Raw genomic sequence first — 21252 nt, 5'->3', positions numbered from 1 at the left:
TCGGACCTTTTGTGGTCCGGGGGCCCGTTTTCGCGTGTCCAGGGTGGCGCCGTCACACCCGCTAGGGCATCCTAGGAACCTAGATGTGATCAAGGAGGCGGGTGTGCAGATCAATCCCGGGGCCGCTGAGTTCCCGCATCGACAGATCGCCGCGCAGCTCAAGGCCCAGGTCCGCCGCGGCGACTGGGGGCCGGGTGAGCGGCTTCCGTCCATCCCGGCCATCGCCGAGATGTTCGGCGTCGCCAAGCAGACCGTGCAACGCGCCGTCGACCAGCTGCGGGTCGAGGGCATCCTGATCACCAAGCCCGGCTCCGGTACGTACGTCCGGGGCACCCGCCGCCGCCTCAACCGCCTCTCCCGAGGCCGGTACGGCGGCTTCCGCGGCTACCACACCGACCTGGCCGCCCGGTACCGGCAGCAACTCGTCTCCGTCGGGCTCGCCCCCGCCCCCGCCGAGGTGGCCGACGCCTTCGGCGTGTCCGACGGCACCAACCTGCTCTGCCGCAGGCACCTCGTCCGCACCGACGACTCCCCCGTCGAGGTGGGCGCCTCCTGGTTCCTGCCCCGCGACACCGCCGGCACCTCGCTGGAGCGCGCCGAGGCGTTCGGCCGGCCGCTCTACCAGGAGGCCGAGGAGGCGACCGGACGGCGCTACGTCTCGGCCACCGACACGATCAGCGCCCGGCAGCCGAGCCGGGAGGAGGCCGAGACCCTCCAGATCCGGCCGGACACCCCGGTGCTGCACCTGCTGCACGTCGCGTACGACGCGCACCGCAAGCCGATCGAGGTGTCCCAGGCGACCTGGCCCGGCCCCATGACCACCCTCACCGAGGAGTACAAGATCCCCGGCCCGACCCCCGACCCGGAACCCGACTCCGGCCTGGTCCTGGGCTAAGGCCAGCCCCGCTCCGCTCCGGCTCCCCTCGCCTCGCCTCGCCTCGCCTCGCCTCGCCTCGGCGATCTTGCACTTTCTGTCACCGCTTCGCCGCGATTAGCGCCTTTCGTAACGACAAAAACTGCAAGATCGACGGCGAGGCAAGGGGCGGTCCATCGGCGTAATGCCGGGACCGAGCGCGCGTCCTCGGAGCTGGCTTAAGCCCGCTGGTCACCGCCACTCGTCGATCGAAGTCGCTTCGCAGCCAACGGCGAGCGTTGAAAGCCCGCCACCCCGTCTGCCCCAACAAGCCCTAGAGGCGGACTCCCAGGAGGGCGTCCACCGTCTTCGCGAAAAGGGCGGGCGCCTCGGGGTCGTCCGTGGCACCGGCGAGGGTCGCCTCGGCCCAGCGGTCGGCCGCGGCCAGGGCTCCGGGGGTGTCCAGGTCGTCGGCCAGGCGTGCGCGTACCTCGGACAGCAGCTCAGCCCCGGACGGCCCGGCGGGCGCGGCGGCGGCCCGCCGCCAACGGTCCAGGCGCTCGTACGCGGCGGTGAGCAGGTCATCGGTCCAGGTGCGGTCGCTGCGGTAGTGCCCGGAGATCAGCGCCAGCCGGATCGCCATCGGGTCGACCTTGTCGGCGCGCAGCCGGGACACGAAGACCAGGTTGCCGCGGGACTTGGACATCTTCTCGCCGTCCAGACCGATCATGCCGGCGTGGACGTAGTGCTCGGCGAACGGCGCCTGGCCGGTGAGCCGCTCGGCGTGCGCGGCGGAGGCCTCATGGTGCGGGAACAGCAGGTCGTTGCCGCCGCCCTGCACGTCGATCCGGTCGCCGAGCAGGTTGAGCGCGATCACCGCGCACTCGATGTGCCAGCCGGGGCGGCCGGGGCCCAACTCGCCACCCGGCCAGGACGGCTCGCCCTCGCGGGCGCCGCGCCACAGCAGCGGGTCCAGTGGGTCCCGCTTCCCGGCCCGGTCGGGGTCGCCGCCGCGCTCGGGGAAGATCTCCAGCATCTGCTCACGGGTCAGGTTCGACTCGTAGCCGAAGCGGGGCGTGGCGGAGATGTCGAAGTAGACGTCGCCGGTGCCGTCGTCGAGCCGGTACGCGGCGCCGTCCTTGAGCAGCACCTCGACCTTGTCGGCGATGTCCGGGATCGACTCGACCGCGCCCACGTAGTGCACCGGCGGGATGATCCGCAGCGCCTCCATGTCCTCCCGGAACAGCGCCGTCTCGCGCATCGCCAGGACCACCCAGTCCTCGCCGTCGCGGGCGGCCCGCTCCAGCAGTGGGTCGTCGATGTCGGTGACGTTCTGCACGTAGCGCACCGGGCGGCCGGCGTCGCGCCACATCCGCTGCACGAGGTCAAAGGTGATCATGGTGGCGGCGTGACCGAGGTGCGTGGCGTCGTACGGGGTGATGCCGCAGACGTACATGCTTCCCGCGTCGGCCGGCTCACTCGGGTGGACACCCTGCCGCGCCGAGTCGTACAACGCCAGTGGCTCGCCCCTGCCCGGCAGCCGTGGCACCTCGTGTCCCGCCCAAGACTCCATGGGATCAGCCTAGCCAGCCCGACGACGACGCCGGAGCGCCCCACGGGTGATCAAGATGACAGCGGGTCACATGGGCGGCCAGGGCATCGCCGGCCAGTCCTCGGGAGGCTGGGGGAAGCAGCCGGTCTCGCGCAGCCGGTCGACCCGGGCGGCCACCTCGGCCACCTCGCTGATCGTCAGGTGCTCGGCCAACTCCGCGCCGAGCGCACCGGCGACCTGCCCGGCCAGCGCGTCGAGCATCTCCACGGCGTCCGCGGGCAGCCGCTTACCGGCCCAGCCCCAGAGCACCGTGCGCAGCTTGTCCTCCACGTGGAAGCTCACTCCGTGGTCCACGCCGTAGATCCGGTCGTCGGCACCGACGAGCACGTGACCGCCCTTACGGTCGGCGTTGTTGAGCACCGCGTCGAGCACCGCGAGCCGGGCCAGGCGCGGGTCGTCGGCGTGGGCGAGGGCGTACGCGGCCCCGTCGTCGTCGCGGGCCGCGGCGATCGGGATCCAGCGCGGCGGCAACTCCCCGGCGGGCAGGAACCCGACGAGCGGTTCGGCGTCCTCCGGCTCGTCGATCCACAGCTGGCAGGAGCCGGGGCCGAACGGGCCGTCCCGCAGCACGGTGGGCGGCACCAGATCCCATCCGGTGGCCCGGGAGACCAGGTACGCCGAAACCTCCCGACCGGCCAGGGTGCCGTCGGGGAAGTCCCAGAGTGGGCGCTCGCCACGGACCGGCTTGTAGACGCAGCGGGCGGTTAACCCGTCCAGTGTCAGGATGCCGCGCAGCGTCGTGTTCGACGCGTCGACCAGCCGACCCTCCAGGTCGAGGACGCCGTCACGCAGCAGCCGCAGCGCGGCGTCGCCGTCCTGGCGAGGCTGGAGGCCGGACGAGGTCACCGGTGATAACCGTTGTGCCGCGGGCAGAGGTGCCCGGCGGGGTCCAACGGTTGGCCGCAGAGCGGGCACGGTGGCCGGCCCGCGTTGACCACTCGCCGGGCCCGCTCGATGAACTGGCGGGTCGCCTGCGGAGTGAGCCGGACCCGGAGCCGATCCAGGTCCTCGTCCGGCTCTTCGTCCTCGTCGTCGTCCTCGTCGTCGTCCTCGTCGTCGTCCTCGTCGCCGAGCTCGACCTCGGGCTCCACCTCGCCCGCCGCGATCGCCTCGATCACCACGGTCGCGGTGTCCACGTCGAAGGCCAGCCCGAGCGTCCCGACCCGGAACTCCTCGTCGACCGGAGTGTCCAGCGGCTCGTTGTCGCCGATCACCGGCGCCAGCTCGGGCAGGTCCACCCCGAAGCGACGCTGCGCCTCGGTGAGCAGCTCCTCAAGCTTCTCGGCGAGCAGGGACACCTGGACCTTCTCCAGCGCGACGCTGACCAGCCTGCCGCCGCCGCGGGCCTGCAGGAAGAACGTGCGCTCCCCCGGCGGCCCGACAGTCCCGGCGACGAACCGCTCCGGCGGTTCGAAGGCGTGCACCTGGTGGGTCATACCCACGACCCTATCCGGCCCGCCTTGGCATCGCGCACCCCACCGACGCGAATCGCCGCAGCAGCGGCGCGCCCGGCGTACCAGGGCCTAAACCCGGGCGTGGCGGCCTTTCTGGCGTGCGCCGACGCTCCGGCCGGGGGCGGTGTCGTGACGCGCCTCACCGCGACGCACCCGCCCCACCGCCGACGGCCGCGTCCGAGTCGGCCACGCGGTTCGCGCGCCGACGCCGCTTGGCCGGCGGCGGCACCAGCGCCGCCAGGTCGCCACCGGTGTCGTTGAGCCGCACCAGAAAAGGACGCAGCGGCGTGAACCGGATCGCCGTCACCGACGCCGGGTCGGCCTGGATCCGCTGAAAGGCATCCAGGTGTACGCCGAGCGCGTCCGCCACGATGGCCTTGATCACATCGCCGTGGCTGCACGCCAACCAGACCGCCTCGGGCCCGTGCTCGGCGGTCACCCGGGCGTCCCAGGTACGCACCGCCGCCACGGCACGCGCCGCCATCGCCGCCATCGCCTCCCCACCCGGGAAGACCGCCGCGCTGGGGTGCTGCTGGACCACCGGCCAGAGCGGCTCCTTGGCCAGCTTCTTCAGCGGCTGCCCCTCCCAGCTGCCGTAGTCGCACTCGATCAGCCCGTCCTCGACCACCGGGGCGGCCTGCGGGAGCGCCAACTCCAGGGTCTGCCGGCACCGGATGAGCGGGCTGGTCACCACGGCTGCCAGCGGCACCGCCCGCAACCGCTCGCCGACCGCGGTGGCCTGGGCGCGCCCGGTGTCGTCCAACTCGACCGGCTGGCGGCCGGCCAGGCCGCCGTCGGCGTTCGCGGTCGTCCGGCCGTGTCGCAGAAGCAGAAGGGTCGCCACGGGGACCACCCTATGACCTGCGTCCGACCGGGAGCGCGGCGCTCCGGTGTGCGCACAGTCCGCGCCGGGCGCCGTACCGGAGCGAAAGCGGCACGGCGGACCAGTGGATCGGTAAAATTCCCGATGCCTGGCTTGTCCGGGTTCCGCTGGGAGGGTGTGGAACACGATGGGCGACTCGGCGGCATCCGCGCGGCCCTCGATCACGTCGGACCCGCAGGACGTGTACCGGGAGTTCCGGCAGCCGCTCCTGGTCCTCGCCCTCACCACCGGCATCGCCGGCTTCGTGGACGCCTTCGCCTTCCTGCGCTACGGCGCATTCGTCGCCAACCAGTCGGGCAACGCCGTCCTCCTGGGCATCGGACTGGCCGGACGACACGCCGCCTGGCCCGAGTCCGCGGCCTCACTGGTCGCGTTCGCCGCCGGGACGGGCGTGGTCTCACAGGTACGCGCGGCACGGAGCCTGTGGTCGCCGTCGCTGCGAGGGCTCGCCTGCGCCGTGGTCACGCTGGCGCTCTGGGCGGTGCTCAACGTCCTGCTCCACCACGGCCGGCAGGGCGGGCCGTCGCGGATCGCGCTGGCCGCCGCGGGTGGCTTCGCCATGGGCGCGCTGGCAACCCTGTTCGTCCGCACGGCCGGGATCACCACCGCCATCACCTACCAGTCGGGCACGGTGGCGAAGATCGGCGAACGCGTCGGGCGTTGGCTCGCCGGACCGGACGCCCGCCGGAAGCAGGCCCGGCAGGGGACCTTCCTCGGGCTCCTGGCGCTGATCTGTTACGCCGCCGGGGGCGGCATCGGAACAGTGGCGCAGGAACAACCACTGTGGGTGCCGGCCTGGGGAGCGCTCGCCCTGTCCACACTGTCGTTCCTGGTCCGGTCCCGCCGCTCCAGGAGGTGACCGAGGCCGCAATCGCCCCCGCCGACGTGCACCAGCTCAGCGCAGGTCCGTCGCCACCTGGACGTCCTGCACGAAGCACTCCGAGCGCTCGGCACCGTAACGGACCAGCACGTCCAGCACGGCGGACACCGCCTCTCGTTCCACCACGACCTCGACCCGGGCGCGGCCCACGAGGTCCTGGTCCTGCCAGTAGCCCCGAGGCAGCGAACGCGCGGTCGGTTCGGCGGTGGAGACCGTGGCGTCGAAGAGCACGATCGAGGTGGCTCCCGCACCGACCAGGGCGTCCCGTAGCTCCCGGGTCGTCGGCAGCAGCGTCGGATTGACCGTCGCGGTGACCAGCCGGGCGTCCTGGACCGGCCGGGCGGGCCGTTCGGCGCCGCGTTCCCGCCCGGGTTCGCGCCGACGCTGCGGTGCGCCGGTGCCGTTGAGGCCCGCCACGCCGCCCAGGTGGTACGCGTCGGCGTCCTGCTGGGTGTGGTCGAGGTTGTCCTGCTCGTCGGCGGGGACACGGAGCCCGAGGACGGCCTGCACGGCGGCCGCGATCGCCCAACTGAGCACGAAGGAGAAGGCCACCACGGCGACCACGCCGACGATCTGGTGCCAGAGCAGGGATGCCCCGCCGCCGAAGAAGAGGCCGTCCTTGCCGAGCGGGTTGACACCGCTGTCGCCGAAGAAGCCGACCAGCAGCGAGCCGAGCATGCCGCCGACGAAGTGGACCGCGAGAACGTCCAGCGCGTCGTCGAGCCGGAGCAGATACTTCAACCGCAGCGCGAAGTGGCAGACGATGCCGGCGATCGCTCCGATGGCGACGGCGGAGAGCGCGTTGACGTACCCGGCCGCGGGGGTGACGGTCGCGAGCCCCGCGACCGCACCGGAGACGCCGCCCACGACGGTGCTGTGACCGTCCTTCAACCGCTCCGCCACCAGCCAGACGAGCATGCCGGCGGCGGCCGCGAGGTGGGTGTTGATCAACGCCTGGGCGGCCAGACCGTTGGCCTGGAGTCCGTCGCCGCCGTTGAACCCGAACCATCCGAACCAGAGGATGCCCGCCCCGAGGATGGTCAGCGGGATCGAGTTCGGCGGGGAGGCGGTACGTGGCCAACCACGGCGGCGTCCGACGACCAGCAGGGTGCCCAGCACCGCGGCTCCCGCCGAGGCGTGCACGACCATTCCACCGGCCCAGTCCTGGGTGCCGAACTTGGCCAGCCAGCCGTCGGGGTGCCAGAGCCAGTGCGCGACCGGCGCGTAGACCACGATGGACCAGATCGCCAGGAACGCGACCCAGCCGGCGAACCTCAGTCGGCCCGCCGTGGCGCCGGTGATGAGCGCGGGGGTGATCACCGCGAACATCATCTGGTACGCGACGAACGCCAGGGTCGGGATGGTCACCTGGCCGGTGACCACGTGCAGGTGCGGCGCGGGCGGGACCCGGAGGTCGTTGAGCCCGAAGAGTTCGAGGTTGCCGAAGAGGCCGGTGCCGGCGTCGTCTCCGAAGGCGATGGTGTAGCCGACCAGCACCCAGGTCAGGCTGACGACGCCCAGCGCGACCATGTTCTGCTGGAGCATGGCGAGCACGTTGCGGGTGCGGACCATTCCGCCGTAGAAGACGGCCAGGCCGGGCGTCATGAACAACACCAGGCCGGCGCACACCAGCACCCAGGCGGTGTCGCCCGGGTTCACCGCGTCCTGAGCGAGCACGGAAGCTCACCTCTCCTCTCGGTACGGTCAGACGGTGTGTTTCACCGTCGACACGACGGTCTCCTTGGCGCGTTCGTGGTTGGCCACCGGGGCGAAGTGCCGTTTGGGCAGCAACAGCAGCCAGGTGGCGATGTTGAACGGCGCGGTCAGCACCGGGATGGCCAGCGGGGTGAGCATGCTCGTCAGGGACATCTGAACGAAGAGCGTCAGGGCGATGCCGAAGAGGGTGTACACGGTCACCAGCGCACCGGGGCGGTGCAGCACCGCGCCCACGGCGATCGCCGTCAACACCGCGTTGAAGCCGAACAGGCCCTTGTCCAGCGAGGTCGCGTCGGCGCCGAACCAGAGCGCGAGCAGGGTCGCCCCGACGCTGCCGATCACCGCGAACAGCGCGGACCAGCGGGAGTTGACCAGCAGCGCGACCAGGATGATCAACCCGGCGACCCAGCTGTTGATCAGATAGACCTGGGACACCCCGCGGAGAAAGGTGGGAACCAGGTCCCAGTTGAAGCGACCATCGGTCAACTGCCCCTCACCGGGAAACATCGGCTTCAGGTTGGTCAGCACGGTGAACCGGTCGAACTGGTACGCGCCCAGCAGCAGCACCCAGGTGGTCAGCACGAAGGGCATGGTGAAGGCGGTCAGGCCCCAGGTCTTGAAGATCGCGTTCAGGGCCAGGGTGACCACCGTCGTGGCGATTGCGCCGAGCACCAGGTAGAGCCACATCAGCGGCCGGTCGTCGAGGAATGTCGGAACGGCGATCCCGGTCAGCAGCGGGCTGAAGCCGAACAGTCCCTTGCGCAACGAGGGCTCGTCCACCCGCAGGGCGACCGCCGTGGCGGTGCCGACGACGAGACCGAGGACCGCTCCCCCGAGGATCCGTGGTTGCCCGTCCTCGAACGCTCCCCAGGCGATCGCGACGAGGACGAGCAGCCCGGTGAGCGGGTTGTTCTGCAGGACGACCTGTGCGGGCCCGCGCAGGCAGGCGTCGACGAACCCGATCAGCGGGTTGTGGTCACTCAGCCTGTCCCAGCTGCGGGTCACGCTCGGCACGGCATCTCCTCAGTCCGTCATCGCCAGCTGAAGGCCGGCGGGAAGGTCCGGCCGGTCACCTCTTCGCGGGCGGCCACGCAGAAGGCACGGACCGCGGCACGCACCGGCTCGGTCTCCTGGCCGAGGACCTTGAAGACGAGGCCCGCGTCGTTGGGCAGCCGACTGACGGCGCTGGCCAGCGGCGTCTCCTCGTCCCACACCGGCGTCGAGGTGCGTTCGAAGACGCGGGCGGCCCGCTCCGGGCTGGTGAGGAGTACGACGTTGCCGAAGATGTGGAAGCGGTCCATGACGCCGAGTCGCGCCACCGGAAACTGCCCGGGAGCCGCCACGAACTTCTCCACGAACAACTGCCGGCCGTCCGGGCGTTCCGCGCGCAGCGAGGAGGAGAAGAGGTCGTAGGCGAAGAGCTCGCCGTCGCGGTAGTACTTCCGGCCGGGTTGGAGGACCTCGCCGTAGAGCATGGTGGCGCTCTCCGGGAGCCGCACCCGGGTGTCGGTGACGAACCGGCTGCCCCGGTACGGGATCACGGGCTCCGGGAGGTATTCGAGGTAGGTGTCCTCGGCCAGGGTGAAGCGCTGGATCTGCGAGCCGTAGTTCGCGTCCATCTCCTGGATCTTGGTGGCGGCCTGGGTGACCAGGTGCGCCTGGCTGCCCGGTGCCAGGTCGACGTCCATGTGCAGGCGGTCACCCTGGAGCACACCGCCGGAGGTGGTGAGGATCATGACGCAGGGCAGCTGCGGCATCTCCTCGTCCCAGTAGAGCGCCCGCTGGACCAGCAGCGGTGACTGCCGGTAGAGGTCGTGCAGGATCGTCCGGTCACCACGGCGTTCGAACCCGAGCCGCAGGATGCCGACCTTGCCGTTGGACGCCGCGGGCAGCTGCGCCGGTTGGTCCTGGTACGCCTCCAGCTCCCGCGCGCTGTCCAGTGTGATCATGCGACCACTTCGGCGTCGAAGAGCGCGTTGCGGCGGATCAGCGAGACCAGTTCGTCGATACCCTCGCCGGTCTTGCAGTTGGTGAACACGACCGGCTTGCCGTTGCGCATCATGTCCGCGTCCCGCGCCATGAGGTCGAGGTCGGCGTCCACGTAGGGCGCGAGATCGGTCTTGTTGATCACGAGGATGTCGGACTTGGAGATCCCCGGACCGTTCTTACGCGGGATCTTGTCGCCGGCCGCCACGTCGATGACGTAGATGAAGTAGTCGACCAGGGCGGGGCTGAACGTCAGGGTGAGGTTGTCCCCGCCGCTCTCGATGAGCACCACGTCGCTGTCCGGGAACCGGGACTCCATGTCCTCCACCGCCGCCAGGTTCATGCTCGGGTCCTCACGCACGGCGGTGTGCGGGCAGGCCCCGGTCTCCACCCCGAGGATCCGTTCCTCGACGAGGACCCCGGTCAGGGCGCGTCGCACGTGCTTTGCGTCCTCCGTGGTGACGACGTCGTTCGTGATCACCAGTACGCGCAGCCCGTTGTCCACGAAACGGGGCACGACAGCCTCGATGATCGCGGTCTTGCCGCTGCCCACCGGGCCGCCTACGCCGATACGACTTGCCGACTTCATGATGTGACCAGTCCTTCTGGGAGACGTGTTGAGGGTCAGAAACGTGTGAATCGCGGAGGTCAGCCCTCAGCTCATGAACATCCGCACGTGGATGTGCTGGTGCGCGCCGGCCAGGACGTCGATGTGCGGTCCGAAGGTCTGCATGTCGTCGAGGTCGGCGGTGCGCACGTCGCGGTAGTCGTCGGTGACCTTCTCGTTGACCGCGAAGAGGATCGACTGCGCGTCGAGGTGGTCGACGCGCATCAACCGGATGGCGGCGCTGAGCACCGTCGAGGCGGCGCCGTACTGGTGGGCGGCGAAGGCGTCCTCCTCGGGCACCCCGAGGTCGGCGAAGACCACCCCGAGCGCGACCGGGTAGGTGACCGGCGCGCCGATCGCCGACTCGACGAGCCGCTTCTTGAGCAGGGTCTCCCCGACGATCCGGGTCGCGGCTTCGGCCAGCTTGCGCCCCATGCGTACGGACATCGTCCGCATCTCTTCGTTGATCTTGCGCAGGTGGACGGCCTCGTCGGCGCGCCGGATCCGGTCGAGGTCCCCGGCGGTGGCGGCACGGTGCCCGACGAGCAGGGCGACGCCGTCGCCGGTGGCGGCGAGCCGGGTGACCGTCCGGACGTAGTCCTGGAGGGTCGCCCGGTCGTGGACGACACCGTGCTGGACGGCCATCTCCAGGCCGCTGGAGAAGGAGAAGGCGCCGACCGGAAAGACCGAGTCACCGAACTGCAGCAGCTTCAGGGTTTCGGCCATCGTGCGCACCGTGCCGCCCCGCTCAGTTGAGGTCGGCGGGGAGATGGGAGTGCGGCGTCGAGTCGGCGCCACCGAACAACCGCCGCGACTCGTGCGGCGCGAGGTATGCGATGACCTCGGTGCCGGGTACGAACTCGTGGGTGATCCCGGTGAAGGCGTGGGTGCGCATCACCGAGTCCATGACCTTGCGGTCCACCGTCAGCGGGACGTACATCTTGGTGCCCTTGACCACGGCCGGCCAGTGCTGGTTGCCGATGGCGTGACCGAGCTCGACGGCGGAGCGGATGAGCAGCTCGGCTGACTCGCCGCGCAGCTTGTCGAGGTGGACCACCATCACCTCGCCCAGCTGCACCCGGGCCACCACCGCCGTGGCGGTGAGGTCGTCCCAGGCCAGGACGTCGCCGTCGCGCAGCCGGACGCCACGCGCCAGCGCCACCGACAGCTCCGCCCCGGAGCTGGTCATCTTGCGGATGCGGCTCTTCTGGGCGTCCCACTGGTCGAGGACCAGGTCGTCGATGCGCGCTTCCCGCAGGCGGAGCGTCCAGTCGGGCTCGTTCATGTTGCCCAGCACCGTCTCGACGAGCACGGGCCTCTCCTTTCGGTCGGTGTGCCGGGACCAGGCACGTGTACGAGACGGTCCCGACGGGTCAGCTGAAGAAGTAGAGCTGGCTCAGGGGCAGGTTCCGGGCCGGCGGCACCGTCGCGTGGACGCCGTCCATCTTCACGGCGAAGGTCTCCGGATCGACCTCGAGCTTGGGAAGCCGGTCGTTGCGGACCATGTCCCGCTTGGTGAGGCCCCGGGTCCGGTACACCGGCATGACCTGCCGTTGCAGGCCGAGCTGCTCGGCGATGCCAGCTTCGTGCGCGGCCCGGGACACGAAGGTCACGCAGGTCTGGGCGAGCTGGCTGCCGTACGCGGCGAACGAGGGCCGGTAGTAGACCGGCTGCGGCGTCGGCAGCGAGGCGTTCGGGTCACCCATGATCGACCAGGCGATCATGCCGCCCTTGAGGACGAGCTTCGGCTTCGCCCCGAAGAAGGCCGGCTCCCAGAGCACGAGGTCGGCCATCTTGCCCGGCGTGACCGAGCCCAGCACGTGCGAGATCCCCTGGGTGATCGCCGGGTTGATGGTCATCTTGGCGACGTACCGCAGCACCCGGAAGTTGTCGTTGGCGCTGGAGTCCTCGGCGAGCTTGCCGCGCGCGGTCTTCATCTGCCCGGCGAGCTGGATGGTCCGCAGCCAGGTCTCACCCACCCGCCCCATGGCCTGCGAGTCGCTCTGCATCATCGAGATGACGCCCTCGTCGAGCAGGACGTCCTCGGCCGCGATCGTCTCGGTCCGGATCCGGCTCTCCACGAAGGCCACGTCCGAGGGGACCTGCGGGTTGAAGTTGTGACAGACCATGATCATGTCGTACAGCTCGGACTGGCTGTTGATGCCGTACGGAACGGTCGGCGTGGTCGAGCTCGGCAGCACGTTCATCTGGCTGGCGACCTTGATGACGTCCGGCGCGTGCCCACCACCGGCGCCCTCGGTGTGGAAGGTGTGGATCGTCCGGCCCTCGAACGCGGCGATGCTGTCCTCGAGGTATCCGCTCTCGTTGAGGGTGTCGGTGTGGATGCTGACCTGTACGTCGAACTCGTCGGCGACGTCCAGGCAGGCCCGGATCACCGCCGGCGGCGCGCCCCAGTCCTCGTGGATCTTGAAGCTCGGCGCGCCGGCCATGATCTGTTCCACCAGCGGCGCACGGCCGGTGCTGTTGCCCTTCGCCATCAGGCCGATGTTGATCGGGATGGTCTCGAAGGCCCGCATCATCGCGTGGATGTTCCACGGACCCGGGGTGATGGTCACGCCGTTGGTGCTGTCGGTCGGGCCGGTGCCGCCGCCCCAGAGGGTGGTCACGCCGTTGCTCAGGGCGGCGTACGCCTGTAGCGGCGTCACCAGGTGCACATGCGTGTCGATGCCCCCGGCGGTCAGGATGAGATGCTCACCGGAGATGGCCTCGGTGCCCGGACCGGTGACCAGCTCGGGGGTGACCCCGTCCATGATGTTCGGGTTGCCCGCCTTGCCGATACCAGCGATCTTGCCGTCCTTGACACCGACGTCGGCCTTGATGACGCCGAGGGTCGCGTCGACGATCGTCACGTTCGTGATGACCAGGTCCAGGCCACCCTGCGCGTTGGTGTACTGGTTGTTGACCCCCATGCCGTCGCGCAGCGTCTTGCCCCCGCCGTACATCACCTCGTCGCCGAGGACCCGGAGATCCTTCTCGATCTCGATGTACAGGTCGGTGTCGCCGAGCCTGATCTGGTCGCCCGTCGTCGGGCCGTACATGCCGGAATACTCTTGCCGGGAAATCTGGCTCATCGATTCATCTCTCCTGCCCGAGGCGCGCAGCCCTGCGGGTTAGTCGATCTACTTCTTCTTGCCCTTGGGGTCGTCCTGCTGCTCCGGGCCGAACTTGAATCCCCGGGTCCTGGCGTTGTGGATCGCCTCGGTGCGGTCCGGTCGGTAGCTGGGAGTCGACTCGCTGCCGCTCCACCCCTGCACCAGGCCGTTGAACCCGTACACGCGCTGCTGCCCGCCGAAGGGGATGAGCTCGACGGTCTTCTTGTCGCCCGGCTCGAAGCGGATGGAGGTCGTCGCCGGGATGTTCAGCCGCCGGCCGAAGGCGGCCTCACGATCAAAGGCGAGCATCCGGTTGGCCTCGAAGAAGTGGAAGTGTGAGCCGATCTGGATCGGTCGATCACCGGTGTTGTGGACGACGACCTCGGTGACCGGCCGCCCCGCGTTCAACTCCAGGGGCTGGTCGCTCAGCACGTAGCCCCCGATGGGTCGCACGTGCTTCGAGTTGGGACCGGGATGCTGCTTGGCCATTTCCTGCTCCACCTTCCTGGGGTCACCTCTGGGCTGGCTGCGCCTATCGAATCGGTGAGTGCACGGTGACCAGTCGTGAGCCGTCGGTGAAGACCGCCTCGACCTGGATCATGGGCAGCATGTCCGGCACGCCCGGCATCACGTCGTCGGCGCTGAGGGTGCTGCGGGCCTCGTTCATGACCTCTTCGACGGTCTTGCCCTCGCGGGCCCCCTCCAGGGCCGCGGCGCAGATCACCGCGACGGCCTCGGGGTGGTTCAGCTTGATCCCTCTGGCCTTGCGCGCGTTGGCGACGATCGCCATCGAGAGGATCGTCAGCTTGTCGAATTCCCTTGGTGTCAGATGCACGTCCTGGTCCTTCGCGACTGTCGGTCGGGAGCCGCCAGCCCGCTGAGCGGATTCGCCACAGGGTGAGCACCAAGCTCGACCCGAATGAGGCTATTAATCCAATAGATCCGGTTTAGGCGACTTCAAGCGAACGGTACGCCGGGCCCGCTGCGTCGCGGGTCAGAAGCCAAGAATCAGGCCGTACCGGACGACCGGTCGTCGGCGCGGTGAGGGCGCCGAGCACGAGCGTCGGTCTGCCACATCTGCTGAATCTGTTCGAGGGTCCTGCCCTTGGTCTCCGGCAGGTACCGCCAGACGAACAGGAAGCCGAGCACACAGGTGCCGGCGAAGAGGGCGAACACCCCTGATCTCCCCAGGGCGTCGAGCATGCTCAGGAAGAACTGCGTGATGAGGTACTCGGTCCCCCAGTGGGTGGCGGAGGCGATCGCGACGCACCGGCCCCGGATGCGGCCCGGGAAGATCTCGTTGATCACGGTCCAGGCGGTCGGTCCGATCGACATCGCATAGAACGCCACGAACATGACCACGCCGATCAGCAGGAAGATGCCCGCGTCGGTGGGATGGTGCCCGGCCGCTGCGGCCGTACGCGCCGCCGGCTCCAGCTTGGCGAAACTGGCGCTGACCACGACGAGCGAGACCGCCATGCCCAGCAGCCCGACCAGCAGCAGCGGCCGGCGACCGAGCCGATCCAGGAAGGCGACCGCGACCAGCGTGAAGAGTGAGTCGACCCCGCCGATGGCCCAGGTGGTCGCGGCCAGTTGCGCCTGCGGGGTGTGGAACCCGGCGGACGCGAAGATCTCATCGGCGTAGTAGATGATCCCGTTGATCCCGGTCAGTTGCTGGAACAGTGCCATGCCGACACCGAGCGCCAACGGGCGCCGCCACTGCGGCGTCAGCACCTCCCGCCAACCCGCCTTGCCGGCCGAGAGGCTCTCCTCGATGGCGTGCAGCCGCTGGGGCACCTTCCGCTCCGGCACGGTCGCCCGCAGGGACGCCTCCGCCCGGCGCCTGTCCCCCCGTCCGAAATACCAGAAGGCCGAGTCGGGGATCACGGTGGTGACCAGGGCGAGGGCCACACCCAGCAGCGCCGCCGCCACCAGCAGGAAACGCCAGGAGTTGCCGGCCTCGAACAACTCGTCCGCCAGGTAACCGATGAAGATGGCGAACGTGGTGGAGAACTGGTAGACCGCCAGCAGACTGCCACGGATCCGTTCCGGCGCGGCCTCCGCCGCGTACATCGGCCCGGCGACCGAGGCCACCCCGATGCCCAGCCCCAGGATCAACCGCGCCCCGAACATGACCCCGATCACCGGCGCGGTCGCCTGCAAGATCGTGCCCACCGCGAACGTGGCGGCCGCGACCCACAGCGCGCCCCGACGACCGATCCGGTCCGCCAGGTGACCACCCAGTAATGCACCCACCAGCGCCCCGGGGGTCACCCAGCTCGCCGCCACCTCGACGGCGAAGGTGTCCGCGTGGAAGGTCTGGCGAATGTCACGGAGCGCACCGCTGATGACGCCCTGGTCGTAGCCGAAGAACGCACCGGAGAGCACGACGATCGAGATGACCGCGACGAGGTTGCGTCTCGGTGGACGTCCCCGGCCGCGCTTCAGGCCCGCACTGCCAGTCACGGTCGCCTCCTCCGACGCGAGCCACCGACAGATCCCACCCGGAGAGACAGCCCGATATCAGGAGGATAGAACCGTCAAGTCCCTGTTGTGCGGGAGAGCGGGAACGACCGACTCGTCCCGCCCCGGACACGGACCCGCCCCCGCCCCCTCTGCGAGGGACGAGGGCCAGGGTCGGGGCGGTTCAGGTGGCGCTGATCGTGCCGGTCAGCAGCAGAGCCAGGACCAGGGTGCCCAGCGCGACCCGGTACAGCACGAAGACGTACAGGGTGTGGTGGGCGACGTAGCGCAGCAGCCAGGCGATGGCCGCGTAGCCGATGCCGAACGCGATGAGGGTGGCCACGATCGTCTGGGCCACGGAGGGCACGGACGTGCCCGGGGCGGACGGTTCGAAGACGTCCCCGAGGCTGAACACGCCGGACATCACCACCGCCGGGATGGCCAGCAGGAACGAGTACCGTGCCGCCGCCTCCCGGGTCAGGTTGAGCAGCAAACCGGCGGTGAGCGTGCCGCCGGAGCGGGACACCCCGGGAACCAGCGCCATGGCCTGGGCGAAGCCCATCACGATGCCGTCCTTCATCCGGAAGTTCTCCAGGGTGCGGGTCTGCCGCCCCCAGTACTCGGCGAACGCCAACACGAAGGCGAACACGATCAGCGTGGTCGCCACCACCCACAGGTTGCGCCCGGCGGTCTTGATCTGGTCCTTGAACACGAAACCGAACAGCCCGATCGGGATCGAGCCGACGATCACGTACCAGCCCATCCGGTAGTCGAGGCTGGAGCGGACCGACTTGTCCCGGATGCCCACCAGCCAGGTCCGGGTGATCCGCCAGATGTCCTTGGCGAAGTAGATCAGCACGGCCGCTTCGGTGCCGAGCTGGGTGACCGCGGTGAACGACGCGCCGGCGTCCCGGTCGAAGAAGATCGCCGAGGTGATCCGCAGATGCCCCGACGAGCTGACCGGAAGGAACTCGGTCAGTCCCTGGACGATGCCCAGGACGATGGCCTCGACCCAGGTCACTCGCCGACTCCCGAGAGGTCGAGAGCCTCGGCGACGGTACGCAGGGTCTGCACACCGCTGTCCCGGTCGGCCACGAAGAGGGTCACCGACAGCGTGGTGACGCCAGCCGCGGCGTACTCCCGCATCCGCTCGGCGATGCGCTCCTTCGGGCCGAGCAGCGAGGTGCGGTCGATGAACTCCATGGGCACCGCGGCGGCGGCGTCGCGCTGCCGCTTGGCCAGGTACAGGTCCTGCACCTCGCGGGCGGCGTCGCCGTAACCCATCCGGGTGGCGAGCTGGTTGTAGAAGTTCTGCTGCCGGCTGCCCATGCCACCCACGTAGAGAGCGGCGTACCAGCGGACGAGTTCGGCGCAGGAGGCCACGTCGTCGCCGATCACCACGGGCACCGACGGCACCACGTCGAACCCGGCCAACTCCTTGCCGACCTTGGCCCGTCCGGCGGCCACCGAGGCGAGCTGCTCCTCGGCGAACTCCGGGGCGTAGAACACGGCCAGCCAGCCGTCGGCGATCTCGCCGGCCAGCTCCAGGTTCTTCGGGCCGACCGCGGCCAGGTAGATCGGTATGTGCTCGCGGGGCGGGTGGAAGCCCAGCCGCAGGGCCTTGCCCGGGCCGTCCGGCAGCGGAAGCGTGTAGTGCTCGCCGTCGTACGCCACCTCCTTGCGGGCGATGGCCAGCTTGACGATGTCGACGAACTCGCGGGTCCGGGCCAGCGGCTTGGCGAAGCGCACGCCGTGCCAGCCCTCGGACACCTGCGGGCCGGAGACACCCAGGCCGAGGCGGAACCGACCGCCGGAGAGCGCGTCGATCGTGGCGGCGGTCATGGCGGTGGCCGCCGGCGTACGGGCGGGGATCTGCATCACCGCGGCGCCGACGTCGATCCGTTCGGTCTGCCCCGCCATCCAGGCGAGCATGCTGGGCGAGTCGGAGCCGTAGGCCTCCGCCGCCCACACCACCGAATAGCCCAGCCGGTCCGCCTCCTGGGCCAGCGCCAGGTGGTCGGCCGGTGTGCTCCACGCCGTCTGATATCCGAGACTGAGCCCGAGTCGCACTGGTCCTCCCCCATCCGTGGCACAGGTCGCCCCAGGTTACGCAATGCCGATAACGGACTCGATCACCGGCTCGACCCCTTTGATCCCCCCTCCATCGGGGCAGCCCGGGGCGGCGGAACCGGCAGAACCGGCAGAGATACGGGAGCGAGGATATCCGTGGCGGCAGGTTCGAAATAAGGTTCACCCATGCAACAGCGACCGCTCGGCCGAAGCGGGCTGGCGGTTTCCCGGCTCGCGCTCGGCACCATGACCTGGGGCCGGGACACCGACGCCGACGATGCGGCCGCTCAGCTGAAGAGTTACCTCGACGCGGGCGGCAACCTGATCGACACCGCCGACGTGTACGGCGACGGCGACGCCGAGTCGGTGATCGGCTCGCTGCTGGGCTCCCTCGTCCCCCGTGAGGAGCTGCTGATCGCCACCAAGGCCGGGTTGCGCCCCGGCAGTGGCAGACGTCGGGACGGCTCCCGGGGGCACCTGCTGCGCACGTTGGACGCGTCGCTGCGCCGGCTCGGCACCGACCACGTCGACCTGTTCCAGGTGCACGGGTACGACCCGGACACCCCCCTCGAAGAGACCCTGGCCGCCCTGGACCACGCGGTGGCCAGCGGCAAGGTCCGCTACGTCGGGGTGTCGAACTTCTCCGGCTGGCAGACCGCGCGGGCCGCCGCCTGGCAGACCGCCTGGCCGGGGCGGGCGCCGGTGGTCGCGTCCCAGGTGGAGTATTCGCTGCTGGAGCGGGGCGTGGAGCGCGAGGTGCTGCCCGCGTGCGACGCGCTCGGCCTCGGCGTGCTGCCCTGGTCGCCGCTGGGCCGGGGCGTGCTCACCGGCAAGTACCGGCACGGCCGCCCGGCCGACTCCCGGGCCGCGTCGCCGCACTTCGAGCGGTTCGTCTCGACCTACCTGGAGCCGCGCTGCTCCAGCATCGTGGAAGCGGTTGCCACCGCGGCCGGTGGGTTGGGGGTGTCGCCGCTGGAGGTGGCGTTGGCGTGGATCCGGGACCGGCCCGGCGTGACCGCGCCGATCCTCGGCGCGCGGACGGTCGGGCAGCTGCTCGGCGCGCTCGCAGTGGAACGGATCACTCTGCCCGAGGAGATCACCACGGCGCTGGACGACGTCTCCGCGGTACCGGTCGGCTACCCCGAGCGCGACGGCTGACCGGCGGGCCGGGTCCCGGTTGGCCCCGCGCGCCGGATCACCGTTGGCCCCGCGTGCGGGTTCACGGTTGGCCCCGCGCGCCGGATCACGGCGTTGGGCGCTGTCCGGGAAGGTCGTGGATCGCGGTCAGGAAGCGCGACTGGTCGTCGCGGAGCGCGGGCTGGGTGAGCCGGATCCACGAGCCGTCGTCGAAGACGATCGTGGACGTCAGCTGCACGAGCCCGGTCGCGCCGCGCTCCGAGTCGACCCGGGCCACCCGGTCGCGTCGCACACTCCACAGCACCCGCGGTTGCCGTCGGTCGGGCCGGTCGGCGTCCGGGCGGGGGCCCATCCGCAGCAGGTGCAGGTGGGTGTCGGTCACCGCCAGCGGGGTGCCGCTGTAACGCTCCAGGAAGAGCAGCAGGCTGCCGGCGAGGGTGGCCAGGTCGCCGCTGAAGACGAACCGGCGACGGTAGGCGATCTCGGCGAGCTGCTCGGCGAGCGGGCGGTACAGGCTGAGCCGGAACAGGGCGCGGAACGCCTCCTGCTCCTCGGTGAGCGGAATGGGATCCCGCTGCACCCGCTGGTGTGGTGGGGCCGGCTCCGGTTCGGCCGCCTCCGGCACACCGGCGGCGATGGCACCGGCCTTGCCGGGCAGCAGCAGCACGCCCGCGGCCAGCCGGACCGGCGTCAGCACCGCGTCCACCCAGACCACCGGGTTGACGATGTTGAGCAGCCCGAACAGCACCTTCGGGTCGAGCGAGTCGACAAACTCGTCGGCCATCACATCGGCGAGCTGACGACCGGCCTTGTGGGTCTGCGGGACGCGGACCGGGCCGAGCCCCACATAGCGCAGCTCCTGCCCGGGCAGCAGTGGCGCGACGAGAGCACGTTCGGGTTCGTCGCTGGTGCGGAACTCGTCGCGCAGCTCACGGGCCTTGTCCCGGGCGGCCCGCGCGCCGCCGAGCACCGCGTCGGTGAACCGACCGAGCCGACCTCGCTCCCCTGACATCACGCGCCCCTCCCTAGCGACCCGCCGGCTGACCCGCCGGCGGCTGCCCGAAGACATTCTGGTCGATCCAGTCCGCGCCGCCCTGCACCGCCTGGTCGATCTGGTCGCCGACCTGTTCGCTGCCGGGAACGGAGAGCCCGCTGGTCAACGCGACAGTCCCCCAGGTGACACCGTGCACGACCGAGTTCGGCACGTTCCACGGCAGGTGGGTCGCCCAGTCCCGGGCGATCACCCGGGCCCCGTCGGCGACCCCGTGCGCCCGCAGCGCGGCGGCCCGGTCGAGGGCGCCCATGTCGAACGGGGAACCGGACTTGCCCAGCTTGTAGGTGCCCTTCGTGGGGTCGAAAATCTTGTGGAACCACTTGTCGGCCTTGCCGGCGGCGTGCCGCTTGTCGGCGTACTTCTTGCCGGTGCGCAGCTTGTCCTGCATCGTGACCAGCTTGTCGAGGTGTGCCTGCAGCTTGCGCAGGTACAGCATGACCCGCTGAAGCAGGCGGATGACCTTCTGCAGGTGCACCGCCAGCGGCCGGATGACCTTCAACATCCGGGTGACCACGACCAGGGCCCTGGTCACTGTCACGCCCACGCCGACCGCCCAGGACGCCCCCATGGTCACCGGCGCCATCAGCAACGCGGTCACCAGCGTCACCAGGAGGAAGTTCACGAACTCCACGCAGAGGTCCACGAGCACGTCGTGCACGGTCTGCAGGCCGTCGGCGACACTGCGCAGGTATTCCGCTGTCGCGGCGAACTGCTCGGCGACGTCGAGGAGCTGCTGCTCCACCTCGGCCAACCGCTGGCCGTACGCCACACCGGACGGTGAGCGCCAGCCGGCCTGCGCGGACTCCCGGGTGCCGCGGTGGCCCTGGGCCAGCTCCCGCACCTGCCCGGCCAGCGCGTCCCACTCGGCGGCCTTCGCCCGCAGCACGGCGGGCTCGCCGTCGACCAGGTCGACGAGCTGGATCAGTGGCCAGGCCAGGGTCCGGCAGACACTGTCGACGGCGTCCTGCACCCCGGAGAGCGCGCTGTCCAGGCCGTTCCACAGTTGGACGGCGCTGCCGGCCGGGCCGCTCATCCGGGCAGCCCCGACTGGATGGCCTTGAACCCGGCGTCGAGGTCCCGTTCGTTGTGCTCGTACGCCTCGACCGTGTCGCCCAGCGCCGTGGCGACCCGGCCGAACGCGGCGTTCGCGGCGGCGAACAACTCCTTGCCGCCGGTGACCTGCTCGGCGTACTTGTCGCGGAGCATGTCACTGGCGAACGGCAGGTGGCCGAAGGCGTCCGACGGCACGTCGCCGGCCGAGACGATCTGCCGCTCCAGTGCGGCCAGCGAGCTGGCGACCTGCTGGGCAGCTGTCTCCAGTCGACGGACCGCCTGCACGTCGACATCGATATCCGGCGGCATGCCGTTCCTCCCCCATGAGTCGAGCGCACCGACGATACGATCTCCCGGCCGCCGGGCACCAC

Annotated in this window: 22 protein-coding genes; 3 read left to right on the top strand and 19 right to left on the bottom strand. The window is 70.4% G+C overall.

Annotated features, from left to right (window positions below; all coding sequences use genetic code 11):
- The first annotated feature begins 103 nt into the window (after positions 1-103).
- On the top strand, positions 104-895 hold the full coding sequence (locus tag ABTW72_RS27975; RefSeq protein WP_350863584.1) for a GntR family transcriptional regulator: 792 nt from the start codon (positions 104-106) through the stop codon (positions 893-895).
- A 292-nt stretch (positions 896-1187) separates the two neighbouring features.
- Here the strand turns inward: ABTW72_RS27975 and mshC are convergent, their stop codons facing one another.
- From mshC to ABTW72_RS27955, 4 genes are all read right to left on the bottom strand, one after another.
- Positions 1188-2426, bottom strand: coding sequence for a cysteine--1-D-myo-inosityl 2-amino-2-deoxy-alpha-D-glucopyranoside ligase (gene mshC, locus ABTW72_RS27970; RefSeq protein WP_350863581.1), 1239 nt, complete (start codon positions 2424-2426; stop codon positions 1188-1190).
- A 66-nt stretch (positions 2427-2492) separates the two neighbouring features.
- A complete protein-coding gene (locus ABTW72_RS27965; RefSeq protein WP_350863578.1) occupies positions 2493-3311 on the bottom strand; it encodes an SCO1664 family protein in 819 nt (272 codons plus the stop codon).
- Positions 3308-3901: a DUF3090 domain-containing protein gene (locus tag ABTW72_RS27960; protein ID WP_350863575.1), complete on the bottom strand. Its 594-nt coding sequence runs from the start codon at positions 3899-3901 to the stop codon at positions 3308-3310. Before ABTW72_RS27960 ends, ABTW72_RS27965 begins: the two co-directional genes overlap by 4 nt.
- 157 nt (positions 3902-4058) lie before the next feature.
- A complete protein-coding gene (locus tag ABTW72_RS27955; RefSeq protein WP_350863572.1) occupies positions 4059-4772 on the bottom strand; it encodes an MSMEG_4193 family putative phosphomutase in 714 nt (237 codons plus the stop codon).
- Between the two features lie 145 nt (positions 4773-4917).
- Between ABTW72_RS27955 and ABTW72_RS27950 the strand changes: the two genes are divergently transcribed.
- Positions 4918-5661: a YoaK family protein gene (locus ABTW72_RS27950; protein WP_350863570.1), complete on the top strand. Its 744-nt coding sequence runs from the start codon at positions 4918-4920 to the stop codon at positions 5659-5661.
- Between the two features lie 36 nt (positions 5662-5697).
- On the opposite strand, the gene ABTW72_RS27945 is transcribed toward ABTW72_RS27950, so the two are convergent.
- From ABTW72_RS27945 to ABTW72_RS27890, 12 genes are all read right to left on the bottom strand, one after another.
- Positions 5698-7359 carry an ammonium transporter gene (locus tag ABTW72_RS27945; protein WP_350863568.1) on the bottom strand — a complete coding sequence of 554 codons (1662 nt, stop codon included), beginning with the start codon at positions 7357-7359 and terminating at the stop codon, positions 5698-5700.
- 27 nt (positions 7360-7386) lie between these two features.
- Positions 7387-8412 (bottom strand): urea transporter, encoded by a 1026-nt coding sequence (yut, locus tag ABTW72_RS27940; protein ID WP_350863565.1) that lies wholly within the window; start codon positions 8410-8412, stop codon positions 7387-7389.
- 17 nt (positions 8413-8429) lie between these two features.
- Complete coding sequence (locus ABTW72_RS27935) at positions 8430-9347, bottom strand: urease accessory protein UreD (protein ID WP_350863563.1); 918 nt, start codon at positions 9345-9347, stop codon at positions 8430-8432.
- Positions 9344-9973 carry an urease accessory protein UreG gene (ureG, locus tag ABTW72_RS27930; RefSeq protein ID WP_350863560.1) on the bottom strand — a complete coding sequence of 210 codons (630 nt, stop codon included), beginning with the start codon at positions 9971-9973 and terminating at the stop codon, positions 9344-9346. Before ureG ends, ABTW72_RS27935 begins: the two co-directional genes overlap by 4 nt.
- A 66-nt stretch (positions 9974-10039) precedes the next feature.
- Entirely contained in the window at positions 10040-10717 is a 678-nt protein-coding gene (locus ABTW72_RS27925; RefSeq protein ID WP_350863557.1) for an urease accessory protein UreF, read from the bottom strand.
- 22 nt (positions 10718-10739) lie between these two features.
- Entirely contained in the window at positions 10740-11303 is a 564-nt protein-coding gene (locus ABTW72_RS27920; RefSeq protein ID WP_350863555.1) for an urease accessory protein UreE, read from the bottom strand.
- A 61-nt stretch (positions 11304-11364) separates the two neighbouring features.
- Positions 11365-13083, bottom strand: coding sequence for an urease subunit alpha (locus ABTW72_RS27915; RefSeq protein ID WP_350863552.1), 1719 nt, complete (start codon positions 13081-13083; stop codon positions 11365-11367).
- Between the two features lie 48 nt (positions 13084-13131).
- Complete coding sequence (locus ABTW72_RS27910; RefSeq protein WP_502892254.1) at positions 13132-13593, bottom strand: urease subunit beta; 462 nt, start codon at positions 13591-13593, stop codon at positions 13132-13134.
- A gap of 43 nt (positions 13594-13636) precedes the next feature.
- Positions 13637-13939: an urease subunit gamma gene (locus ABTW72_RS27905; RefSeq protein ID WP_088948057.1), complete on the bottom strand. Its 303-nt coding sequence runs from the start codon at positions 13937-13939 to the stop codon at positions 13637-13639.
- A gap of 173 nt (positions 13940-14112) precedes the next feature.
- Complete coding sequence (locus tag ABTW72_RS27900; protein ID WP_350863549.1) at positions 14113-15570, bottom strand: sugar porter family MFS transporter; 1458 nt, start codon at positions 15568-15570, stop codon at positions 14113-14115.
- A gap of 181 nt (positions 15571-15751) precedes the next feature.
- Positions 15752-16588 (bottom strand): undecaprenyl-diphosphate phosphatase, encoded by an 837-nt coding sequence (locus ABTW72_RS27895; protein ID WP_350863546.1) that lies wholly within the window; start codon positions 16586-16588, stop codon positions 15752-15754.
- The gene (locus ABTW72_RS27890) at positions 16585-17637 is read right to left on the bottom strand and encodes an LLM class F420-dependent oxidoreductase (protein ID WP_091408471.1); all 1053 of its coding nucleotides are present in this window, start codon (positions 17635-17637) and stop codon (positions 16585-16587) included. Before ABTW72_RS27890 ends, ABTW72_RS27895 begins: the two co-directional genes overlap by 4 nt.
- Positions 17638-17823: 186 nt before the next feature.
- Between ABTW72_RS27890 and ABTW72_RS27885 the strand changes: the two genes are divergently transcribed.
- Positions 17824-18795, top strand: coding sequence for an aldo/keto reductase (locus tag ABTW72_RS27885; RefSeq protein ID WP_112587412.1), 972 nt, complete (start codon positions 17824-17826; stop codon positions 18793-18795).
- 85 nt (positions 18796-18880) lie between these two features.
- Here the strand turns inward: ABTW72_RS27885 and ABTW72_RS27880 are convergent, their stop codons facing one another.
- From ABTW72_RS27880 to ABTW72_RS27870, 3 genes are read right to left on the bottom strand one after another with little or no spacing between them, the layout of a single operon-like run.
- The gene (locus ABTW72_RS27880) at positions 18881-19786 is read right to left on the bottom strand and encodes a hypothetical protein (protein WP_350863541.1); all 906 of its coding nucleotides are present in this window, start codon (positions 19784-19786) and stop codon (positions 18881-18883) included.
- 13 nt (positions 19787-19799) lie between these two features.
- The gene (locus ABTW72_RS27875; RefSeq protein WP_350863538.1) at positions 19800-20861 is read right to left on the bottom strand and encodes a WXG100 family type VII secretion target; all 1062 of its coding nucleotides are present in this window, start codon (positions 20859-20861) and stop codon (positions 19800-19802) included.
- On the bottom strand, positions 20858-21190 hold the full coding sequence (locus ABTW72_RS27870; protein WP_350863535.1) for a hypothetical protein: 333 nt from the start codon (positions 21188-21190) through the stop codon (positions 20858-20860). The genes ABTW72_RS27875 and ABTW72_RS27870 overlap by 4 nt, the downstream gene beginning before the upstream one ends.
- Positions 21191-21252: the final 62 nt, after the last annotated feature.

This window comes from Micromonospora sp. NPDC127501 (assembly GCF_040302185.1).
Classification (GTDB): Bacteria; Actinomycetota; Actinomycetes; order Mycobacteriales; family Micromonosporaceae; genus Micromonospora.
This window is presented reverse-complemented; position numbering and strand designations above follow the sequence as displayed.